The sequence below is a fragment of the Aeromicrobium camelliae genome (assembly GCF_003850045.1).
In the GTDB taxonomy this organism is placed as follows: Bacteria; Actinomycetota; Actinomycetes; order Propionibacteriales; family Nocardioidaceae; genus Aeromicrobium; species Aeromicrobium camelliae.
Genome location: NZ_RQJX01000027.1, coordinates 18,949 through 27,890 on the forward strand (window position 1 = coordinate 18,949; position 8,942 = coordinate 27,890).

At 69.6% G+C, this 8,942-nt stretch carries 11 protein-coding genes and 1 tRNA gene; 6 read left to right on the top strand and 6 right to left on the bottom strand.

The features are described 5' to 3' along the window. The first annotated feature begins 1 nt into the window (after window position 1). Window positions 2–1,729 carry a glycerol-3-phosphate dehydrogenase/oxidase gene (locus EHW97_RS14675; RefSeq protein ID WP_124237920.1) on the top strand — a complete coding sequence of 576 codons (1,728 nt, stop codon included), beginning with the start codon at window positions 2–4 and terminating at the stop codon, window positions 1,727–1,729. Then, window positions 1,726–2,262 carry a nucleosidase gene (locus EHW97_RS14680; protein ID WP_124237921.1) on the top strand — a complete coding sequence of 179 codons (537 nt, stop codon included), beginning with the start codon at window positions 1,726–1,728 and terminating at the stop codon, window positions 2,260–2,262. Before EHW97_RS14675 ends, EHW97_RS14680 begins: the two co-directional genes overlap by 4 nt. Here EHW97_RS14680 and EHW97_RS14685 read toward each other — a convergent pair. Together EHW97_RS14685 and EHW97_RS14690 are read right to left on the bottom strand one after the other, a co-directional pair. After that, window positions 2,250–3,584, bottom strand: coding sequence for an APC family permease (locus EHW97_RS14685; RefSeq protein WP_124237922.1), 1,335 nt, complete (start codon window positions 3,582–3,584; stop codon window positions 2,250–2,252). The two genes, EHW97_RS14680 and EHW97_RS14685, sit on opposite strands and share 13 nt — an antisense overlap. A 53-nt stretch (window positions 3,585–3,637) precedes the next feature. Then, window positions 3,638–4,114, bottom strand: coding sequence for an SRPBCC family protein (locus EHW97_RS14690; RefSeq protein ID WP_124237923.1), 477 nt, complete (start codon window positions 4,112–4,114; stop codon window positions 3,638–3,640). A gap of 16 nt (window positions 4,115–4,130) precedes the next feature. Between EHW97_RS14690 and EHW97_RS14695 the strand changes: the two genes are divergently transcribed. The 3 genes from EHW97_RS14695 to EHW97_RS14705 are packed head-to-tail and all read left to right on the top strand — an operon-like array spanning window position 4,131 to window position 6,282. Further along, window positions 4,131–4,457, top strand: a complete 327-nt coding sequence (locus EHW97_RS14695; RefSeq protein ID WP_208002072.1) for an ArsR/SmtB family transcription factor — start codon at window positions 4,131–4,133, stop codon at window positions 4,455–4,457. Then, a complete protein-coding gene (locus tag EHW97_RS14700) occupies window positions 4,454–5,254 on the top strand; it encodes an aminoglycoside adenylyltransferase domain-containing protein (protein WP_208002073.1) in 801 nt (266 codons plus the stop codon). The genes EHW97_RS14695 and EHW97_RS14700 overlap by 4 nt, the downstream gene beginning before the upstream one ends. A 32-nt stretch (window positions 5,255–5,286) precedes the next feature. Next, on the top strand, window positions 5,287–6,282 hold the full coding sequence (locus EHW97_RS14705; RefSeq protein ID WP_124237924.1) for an NAD-dependent epimerase/dehydratase family protein: 996 nt from the start codon (window positions 5,287–5,289) through the stop codon (window positions 6,280–6,282). Window positions 6,283–6,322: 40 nt separating this feature from the next. Here the strand turns inward: EHW97_RS14705 and EHW97_RS14710 are convergent. Next, window positions 6,323–6,398: transfer RNA gene (locus tag EHW97_RS14710), tRNA-His, on the bottom strand. Between the two features lie 67 nt (window positions 6,399–6,465). Continuing rightward, entirely contained in the window at window positions 6,466–7,062 is a 597-nt protein-coding gene (gene orn / locus EHW97_RS14715; RefSeq protein ID WP_124237925.1) for an oligoribonuclease, read from the bottom strand. An 85-nt stretch (window positions 7,063–7,147) separates the two neighbouring features. Here orn and EHW97_RS14720 point away from each other — a divergent pair, with 85 nt between their 5' ends. After that, window positions 7,148–7,915, top strand: coding sequence for a DsbA family protein (locus tag EHW97_RS14720; protein ID WP_124237926.1), 768 nt, complete (start codon window positions 7,148–7,150; stop codon window positions 7,913–7,915). 63 nt (window positions 7,916–7,978) lie between these two features. On the opposite strand, the gene EHW97_RS14725 is transcribed toward EHW97_RS14720, so the two are convergent. Next, window positions 7,979–8,317, bottom strand: a complete 339-nt coding sequence (locus EHW97_RS14725; protein WP_124237927.1) for a fluoride efflux transporter FluC — start codon at window positions 8,315–8,317, stop codon at window positions 7,979–7,981. Next, window positions 8,314–8,688, bottom strand: coding sequence for a fluoride efflux transporter FluC (locus EHW97_RS14730; RefSeq protein ID WP_124237928.1), 375 nt, complete (start codon window positions 8,686–8,688; stop codon window positions 8,314–8,316). Before EHW97_RS14730 ends, EHW97_RS14725 begins: the two co-directional genes overlap by 4 nt. Window positions 8,689–8,942: the final 254 nt, after the last annotated feature.

Sequence of the window (8,942 nt, forward strand, 5' to 3'; positions counted from 1 at the left end):
CATGCGATCGGTAGCCCTGTCCCCGCAGTACCGCACAGACGCCATCGCCGCGATGGCCGCCGAGCCCGTCGACATCCTGGTGATCGGAGGTGGGGTGGTCGGGGCCGGAGCGGCCCTCGACGCCGCGACCCGCGGCATGTCGGTCGCCCTCGTCGAAGCCCGCGACTTCGCGTCCGGCACCTCCAGCCGGTCGAGCAAGCTGATCCACGGCGGGCTGCGCTATCTGGAGATGCTGGACTTCCGGCTCGTCGCCGAGGCGTTAGGTGAGCGCGGACTGCTGATCGACAAGCTCGCCCCGCACCTGGTCAAGCCGGTGCCGTTCCTCTATCCGCTCACCCGTCGCGGGTGGGAGCGCTTCTACGCCGGCGCCGGGGTCGCCCTCTACGACTCGATGGCCATGCTCTCGGGTCGTGCCCGCGGCGTGCCGCGCCATTCGCACCTCACCCGTCACGGGGCCCGCAAGCGCATGCCTGCGCTCCGCAAGGACGCGCTCGTCGGTGCCATCCAGTACTACGACGGCCAGGTCGACGACGCCCGTCACACGATGTTCCTCGCCCGCACCGCGGCCGCCTATGGTGCGCATGTCGCCAGCCGGACCCGAGTGGTCGACCTGCTGCGGGAGGGTGACCGCGTCGTCGGGGCCCGGATCGTCGATCTCGAATCCGGCGAGGAACACGACGTTCGCGCCAAGCAGGTCGTCAACGCGACGGGCGTGTGGACCGACGAGACGCAGGGCCTGGCGGGGGAGCGCGGGCAGTTCCACGTCCGGGCCAGTAAGGGCATCCATCTCGTCGTTCCGCGTGACCGCATCCGCGGCGAGTCCGGCCTCATCCTGCGCACCGAGACGTCGGTGCTCTTCGTCATCCCCTGGGGCCGGCACTGGATCGTCGGGACGACCGACACCGACTGGGCGCTGAGCAAGGACCATCCCGCCGCGAGCGCGAAGGACATCGACTACCTCCTCGAGCGGGTGAACAAGGTGCTTGTCGAACCGCTCACGCACGCCGACGTCGAGGGCGTCTACGCCGGGCTGCGTCCGTTGCTGGCCGGCGAATCCGACGCGACGAGCAAGCTGTCCCGCGAGCACGCCGTGTCCACCGGCGTGAAGGGCCTCGTGGTCATCGCCGGCGGCAAGTACACGACCTACCGCGTCATGGCCAAGGACGCGATCGACGCCGCGGTCGACGCGATGGCGGTGCAGCTCGACCGCAAGGTCCCCCCGAGCTGCACCGAGGACGTCCCCCTGCTCGGTGCCGACGGGTACGAGGCGTTGTGGAACCAGCGCACGACCCTCGCCGCGGATCACGACCTCGGCGTGGGGCGTATCGAGCACCTGCTGAACCGGTACGGCTCGCTCGCGCTGGAGGTGCTGGACCTCATCCGTGAGCGCCCGGACCTCGGCCGTGCCCTGACCGGCGCCGACGACTATCTACGAGCCGAGGTGGTCTACGGCGTCACGCACGAGGGCGCGCGGCACCTCGACGACATCATCGCCCGCCGGACGCGCATCTCCATCGAGACCTTCGACCGCGGCACCGAAGTGGCTCGGGAGGTCGCCGAACTGATGGGCGCGGAGCTGGACTGGAGTGACGCGCAGCGCGAACGCGAGGTCGACCACTACCTCAAGCGGGTGGACGCCGAGCGGGAGAGCCAGACCATGCCCGACGACGAGACCGCCGACGCGGCGCGTATGGGCGCGCCCGACGTCGTGCCGGTGGCCAGCCGGTGAGGCCGCTGGTCGTCGCGGCCACCGCGGCCGAGGCCGCCTACGTGCCTGAGGGACTTCCGACCGTCGTCACCGGCATCGGCAAGGTGGAAGCGGCAGCGGTGACGGCGCTGGCGATCACTGAGCACCGGCCCGACGTCGTCCTCAACGTCGGGACTGCGGGAGCGTTGCGCACCGGCTTGAGCGGGCTCTTTCTGCCCTCCCTGGCGATCAACCACGACCTCGACGCGCCGTCGATCCGCGCGCTCGGCGGCCAGGCGATCGACGAGGTGGCGATCGCCGACGGCGACGGTTCGGTACTGGCGACGGGAGACCGGTTCGTCAGTGACGCTGCCGTACGCGACGTGCTCGCCCAGCGTGCCGGGTTGGTCGACATGGAGGGCTTCGCCGTCGCCCGCGTCGCCGCGGCCATGGGGGTGCCGGTGCGCCTCGTCAAGGTCGTCAGCGACACCGCGGACGAGAGCGCCCTCGACTGGCCCCAGGTCGTCGACTCCTGCGCGCGGCGGTTGGGGGAGTGGCTCGCTCAGTCCCTCTGAGCCGGTTCACGCCGCGACCGCGTGGCCTTGGTGACGCCGTACAACACGACGCCGACCGCCATGATGATGGCGCCACGCACCCACACATGGGCGTCCTGCTGCGTGAGGAGCACGACGCACGAGATCACCGCGAGCACGGGCAGGAAGGTCCATGCCCGGAAGTGCTCGTGCTCCACGGGGTCGCGGCGCAGCACGAGCACCGCGGCGTTGGTGCTGAGGAACACGAACAGGAGCAGCAGCACCACGGTTTCGGCCAGCGTGGCGACGCTGCCGGTCGCCGTGAGCGCCGTCGCGACGAGGGTCGTCGCGACGATCGCCACCCACGGTGTGCGGCGTTTCGGCAGCACCTTGCTCGCGGCCGAGGGCAGGAGTCCCTGGTTGCCCATGCCGTAGGCGAGGCGGCTCGCCATGATCATGGTCAGCAGAGCGCCGTTGGCGACCGCGATGAGTGCGATGAGACTGAACAGCCACGCGGGGACGGCGACGCCGGTCTCCTTCACGACGGCGAGCAGCGGCCCGCTGGACTCCGCGAGTTCGCCCGACGGGAGCGCGATCGACGCAGCGGTCCCGACGAGCATGTAGAGGACACCCGCGACGGCGAGGGAGCCGAACAACGCCTTCGGGTAGACCCGCGCCGGGTCGCGCACCTCTTCGATGACGTTCGCGCTGGTCTCGAATCCGACGAACGAGTAATAGGCGAGCAGGGCCGCCCCGAAGACCGCGACGACGGGGCTCGACTCCGCGTCGAAGCTGACCGCGCGGCTGACGTCGCCACCTCCGCCGGAGAGGAACACCGCCACCGCCACGACGACGAGCACGAGTCCGGTGGTCTCGATCATCGTCATGACGAGGTTCGCGCCCACGGACTCCTTGATGCCCCGCGCGTTGAGCGCGCCGATCAGCGCGAGGAAGACGACCGCGCCGAGTTCGGGCGGCACGTCGATGAAGGTGGCGAGGTAGTCGCCGGAGAAGGCGAGGGCCAGGCCCGAGGCGCTCACGACGCCGGCTGCAAGCATCGCGAAACCCACGAGGAACGACACGATCGGGCGCTTGTACGCCCGCTCGGCGAACACCGCGGAGCCCCCGGCGTGCGGGTACTTGGTGACGAGTTCGGCGTAGGAGGCGGCGGTGAGCAGCGCCATGAGGAGCGCGACGAGCATCGGCACCCACGTCACACCCCCGACTTCGCCGGCGATCTCGCCCACCAGCGCGTAGATGCCGGCTCCGAGCACGTCGCCGAGGATGAACAGGAACAGCATCGTGCCGGTGATGTTGCGCTTGAGGGCGCCCTCGGCGGCGGGGGCCTGCGGCGACTCTGCCATTCGCTCAGGCTAGGACGGTCTCGCCCGTTTCTCCTGTCGAGCGAGCGTGAGCTTCACCGGTAGAAGCCCTCGCGGAGGTTGATGCCGTGTTCCATCCAGACTTTCAGTGCCGCCAGCATCCCCGTCCAGCCCTCGCAGTTGCCGAAGGCGGCCGAAGCACCCCGAGCGTTGGGCTGCCAGGACGTCTCCGTGATGGTCACCAGCGTGCGGGTGTCGGCGTCGAGGGGCTCGAACTCGAAGGTGGTCCGCGTGGTGCCACCCTCGCTCGTGGTCGCGTCGCCGTCCCACTCGATGACGATCCGACGCGGTGGATCGGCCTCCACCACCGTGACCGGAAACCGGCCGGGGAAGTCGTGGAAGTCCCAGCTGACGTCGGCGCCCGGCTCGAGGCGTCCGCGGGCCCCGCCGGTGGTGAAGTACCGGGAGAGTTGGGCCGGGTCGGCGACGGCCTCGTAGACCTCCGCGCACGGGCGCGCGACACGCCCGGAGACGGTGAACGAGGGCTCGCTGAGCGTGTCGTCGGTGTTCATGTTGTATTTTTACAACATGTCTGGTGCGACTGACAAGGGCTCCGACGACGATCGGGTGTTCAAGGCGCTCGCCTCGCCGGTGCGCCGGCGCATGCTCGACGCGTTGAAGGAGTCCTCGCAGACCACCGGCTCGCTCTGCGCGCGGTTACCCGAACTCGACCGCACGACCGTGCTGCAGCACCTGCGTGTGTTGCGTGAGGCCGGCCTGGTGACCGGACGCAAGGTCGGGCGGGAGCACCACCTGTCGCTCTCCCCGCTGCCGATCAAGCGGATCCACGATCGTTGGATCAGCGACTACATGCATGCCGCAGTGAACCTGCTCGAGCAGTTGGAGGCTGAATGACGACACCGGACGACACGAGCATGGAGACGCTCATCGCGCCCGTCCTCGAGCATGTGCGCCGCGAGGATCCCGGCGGCGTCCTGGGCCTCTACCTCTACGGCTCGGCCGTCGCCAGCGGATTGCAGCCGGACAGCGACGTCGATCTCATGCTGATCACACGGCGTTCGCTGACGACGGACGAGCGCTCAGGGCTCGTGACGATGCTGCTGGACCTGTCGGGCTGGCGCGGGCATACGGAGCGGTTTCCTGACGTCGCCCACCGGCGCCCCCTCGAACTCACGAGTCTCGTCGTGAGCGATGTCCAGAGCGGGCAGGAACCGCCGCGGCGCGACTTCCAGTACGGCGAATGGTTGCGTGACGAGATCGTTGCCGGCCGACTGCCGCAACCCGAGGACGATCCCGACGTCGTCACCCTCGTCGCCATGGCGCGTGACGCCCACCGGGTGCTCGCCGGGCCCGACCTGCGGGACCTTCTGGGGCCCGTCAGCCGCGGCCGGCTCCAACGGGCGATCCTCGCGGTCATCCCCGACGTCCTCGCCGAGATCGAGGGCGACGAACGCAACACGCTGTTGGCTCTGGCGCGCAGCCTCGTGACGCTGCAGACCGGCACGATCGTCGCCAAACACGAGGCAGTCGACCTCGTCGCACCGACGCTCGGCGCGGAGGACCGTGAACTGCTGCAGCGCGCTCGAGCCGGATATGTCGGTGAGACGCCCGACGTGTGGACCGACGAGGTCGATCGCGTCACCCGCCTCGCGCACACGCTCGCGGAGCGCGTCGCGGCCTGCGCGAGCTGAGACGGCTCCACCGTTTCTCTAGGATCGCGGTGATGTCACATCGTGTGCTGGTGGTCGGAGGCCGGGGGGCGTTGGGGTCACGCATTCGTGCGGCCCTCGCCCGTGCCGGCGACCTGGACGTGCTGATCGGGTCACGGACGCCCGGTGATGCGGCTGTGCGGATCGACGCGCGGAGCCGAGACAGCGTCAGCGAAGCTCTCACCGCGCACCGCCCGGATCTCGTGGTCCTCGCGGCGCCCTCGATCACGCCCGCCGTGCAACTCGCGTGCGCGACGCGGGGCACTCCGTGCCTCGACGTCTCACCCCGCAGCGACCTTCGCCTCGGCACGTACCCCGAACTGGCGAACGCGGAATCGCCCCTCCTCACGATGTGCGGGTTCTTCCCGGGGCTCAGCGGAATTCTCGCTCGCGAAGTGTCTGCCGGACTCGACGAGGTCAGCGACATCCGCGTCGGGCTGTTGCAGAGCACGAACGCAGCGGTGGGGCCCTCGGGCGTGAAAGACATGTTGCGAGCGCTGACGCGCCCCGTGCCGACCACCGAAGGAACCGCTCGGGGTTTCACCGAGAGGCGGCGGATGCGCTTCGACGATCGAGACGTGACCGTCCGGCGGATGGACTACGACGAACGTGCGCTCGTGGCGACCTGCATCCCGGCGGCGCGGGTGGAGTACTACACGGCGTGGTCGAACCGCTTCTTCACGGGAGCGGTCGCCGGTCTCAACGCCGTCGGGCTGCTCCAGGCGTTGGTCGACAGCAGGTTCGCGATCACCCCGAGGCACCGGCCGGCGCGCCCCGAGACGGTGCACCTCACAGTGGAGGCGGAGGGAACGTCGCAGGGTCGGGCGGCGATGCGCCGATTCCGCGTGAGCGCGGACAGCGATTACGGTGCGACGGCGGAGGTCGTGGCGGCGACGGCGGTGGAGATCCTGCGAGAGCCCGGCCGATTCACGGGTGTGCAGGTTCCGATGGAGGTCTTCCGGCTCGATGACCTGAGGCCGCACTTCGTCGGGATCGCGCTCGAGCCGTGATGAGAAACGAGGTCCGAACCGATGGTTCGAACCTCGTCCTTGGGGTGGATGACGGGACTTGAACCCGCGACCACCGGCACCACAAGCCGGTGCTCTACCAACTGAGCTACACCCACCATGTCGCAGCGAAACTGCGCGACCGCGAGTCTACCCCAACCGGGGTCAGGACCCCGTTGCGGGGGTCTACTGTCCGGCGATCTCGGCGGCGATGGCGCGAGCGGTCTCGGTGTCCACGCCCGGCTCCGGTGTGAAGACGGCACGCCGGTAATAGCGGAGCTCGTCGATGCTCTCGCGGATGTCCGCCAGTGCGCGATGGTTGCCGCCCTTGGCGGGCGCCGCGAAGTAGGCACGCGGGAACCAGTGGCGGGCGAGTTCCTTGATGCTCGACACGTCCACGACGCGGTAGTGCAGGTACGACTCGAGCTCGCTCATGTCGCGAGCGAGGAAGGCCCGGTCGGTGCCGATGGAGTTGCCCGCCAGGGGAGCCTTGCGCGGCTCGGTGACGAACTCGCGGACGTAGTCGAGCACGCGCTCCTCGGCCTCGGCCAGCGTGATGCCGGCGTCGAGCTCGTCGAGAAGCCCCGACGTGGTGTGCATCTGCGTGACGACCTCGTTCATCTGCTCGAGGGCCTCCTGCGGGGGCTTGATGACGAGGTCGACCCCCTCGCCGAGCACCTGAAGGTCGTAGTCGGTGACGAGGGCCGCCACCTCGATCAGAGCGTCGTGCTCCAGGGAGAGCCCGGTCATCTCGCAGTCGATCCACACCAGCTTGTCGTTCACCCCGTCACCTTACTGCGGGTAACCGTCACGGGCCGTGGGGTGGACTCGCTACGCTTCTGGCGGACCTTTCGACCGAGGAGCCTCAGTGACGAACGACCGTAAGAACCGCGCCGCTCGCGCGGAGCAGATGCGCAAAGAGCGCGAGAAGGCCGAGCGCCGCCAGCGCAACATCATCTCGGTGGTGATCGTGGCCATCGTGGTGGTGCTCATCGGAGTGGGCGCGTGGGCGGTCACCGCCGCGCAGAACGCCAACCCGAAGGAGACCGAGGTCATCCAGCCCGAGGGCAGCATCGAGGACTTCGGTGTGCCGTACGTCCCTGCCGGCGCGGAGGCTCCCGCCGAGGACGTGCCCACGGTCGAGATCTTCGAGGACTTCCTCTGCCCGTACTGCCAGCAGTTCGAGCAGACGAGCGGTGAAGCGCTGCGGGCTCAGGCCGACGCCGGTGAGATCCAGCTCGTCTACCGCCCCTTCTCGTTCCTCGACGCGATGGGCGGCAGCACCAACGAGTACTCGCTGCGGGCCACCAACCTCGCGATGTGCGCGCTCGACAGCGAGGGCCCCGAGGCTTTCCAGGCGGTGCACGACGCGCTCTATGCGAACCAGCCCGCCGAGGGTGGCGCGGGCCCGTCGGACGACGAGCTGCTGACGCTGGCCGAGGACGCCGGCGTCAAGGTGCCGGAGGAGTGCGTCAAGCAGGAGCGTTTCGTCCCCTGGGTCAAGGCTGCTCGTGAGCACGGCCAGGACGAGCGCGGCGTGAGCGGCACGCCCACCGTGTTCGTCGACGGCGAGGAGATCGAGGACCTCAGCGGCCAGGCGCTCTCGGACGCGATCGAGGCTGCGCGCCAGGGCTGATCCGACGCCCGAGGACGGGGAGTCACGCTGCCGGCCAGGCGGCGAGGCTCCCCGTTCGCGTTCTCAGCGGCCGATCAGCGCACCGAGGACGGCGGCGACGACGCACGCGACCAGCATGCCGACCGCGTGCGCCGCGCCGGTTCCGGTGCCGTGCTCGCGGCCCACGTCGACGCTGTCGACGGCCGCCGTCGAGAACGTGGTGAAACCGCCCAGCAGTCCCGTCCCCACGACCAGCAACGTCTCCGGCCCGGCGTCACGCGCCGCGAGCAGGCCGAGGGCGAACGAGCCCGCGAGATTGACGACCCACGTGGCGCGTCGTGGTCGCGAGCCGGCGGCCAGGATCACGGCGTAGCGCAGGCACGCGCCCACGCCTCCCGCGAGCACGACCAGCAACGCGGTCATCGGCGTCCTCCCAGGCGCGATCCGACCTGAGCCGCGAGCACGCCGACGGCGACGGTCGCCGCGGCGTAGGCGATGCCGGACAGCGGAGCGTGATCGAGGAGTTCCTGCGTCTGCACCGCGAGCGCGCTGTACGTGGTGAAGCCCCCCAGCATGCCGGTACCGACGAGGAGGCGCCAGCGTCGGCTGCTCGTGCGCCCGTAGAGCCAGCCGAGCGCGAACGCGCCGATCAGATTCACCAGGAGCGTCGCGCCCGGCCAGTCGCCGATCGTCCCGATTAAGACGTCAGCCGCATACCGCAGCCCGGTCCCGACCGCGCCACCGAGGAACACGAGGGCGAACGACTCGGGCACACGCGACGGCACGGCGGTCACCGTAACACCGCCCGCCCGCGTGACGGTTTACCAGGTTCCGTAGGAGATCGGTCAGCTCTGGGGAGGAATGCAGCCACTCCGTGACTGCATTCCTCCCCAGCGATATCGATGAGAGAGGGACCGAGGCGGCTGAACGTCCGGTCCCGAGTGACAAAAGCGCCCCCGGCAGGATTGCTGGTTCAGGACATCTGCAAGGCATGTCTCACGTCATCTGCAAGACCGCTCGTTGATGCTCGTGGGTGTCGAGAGCACGG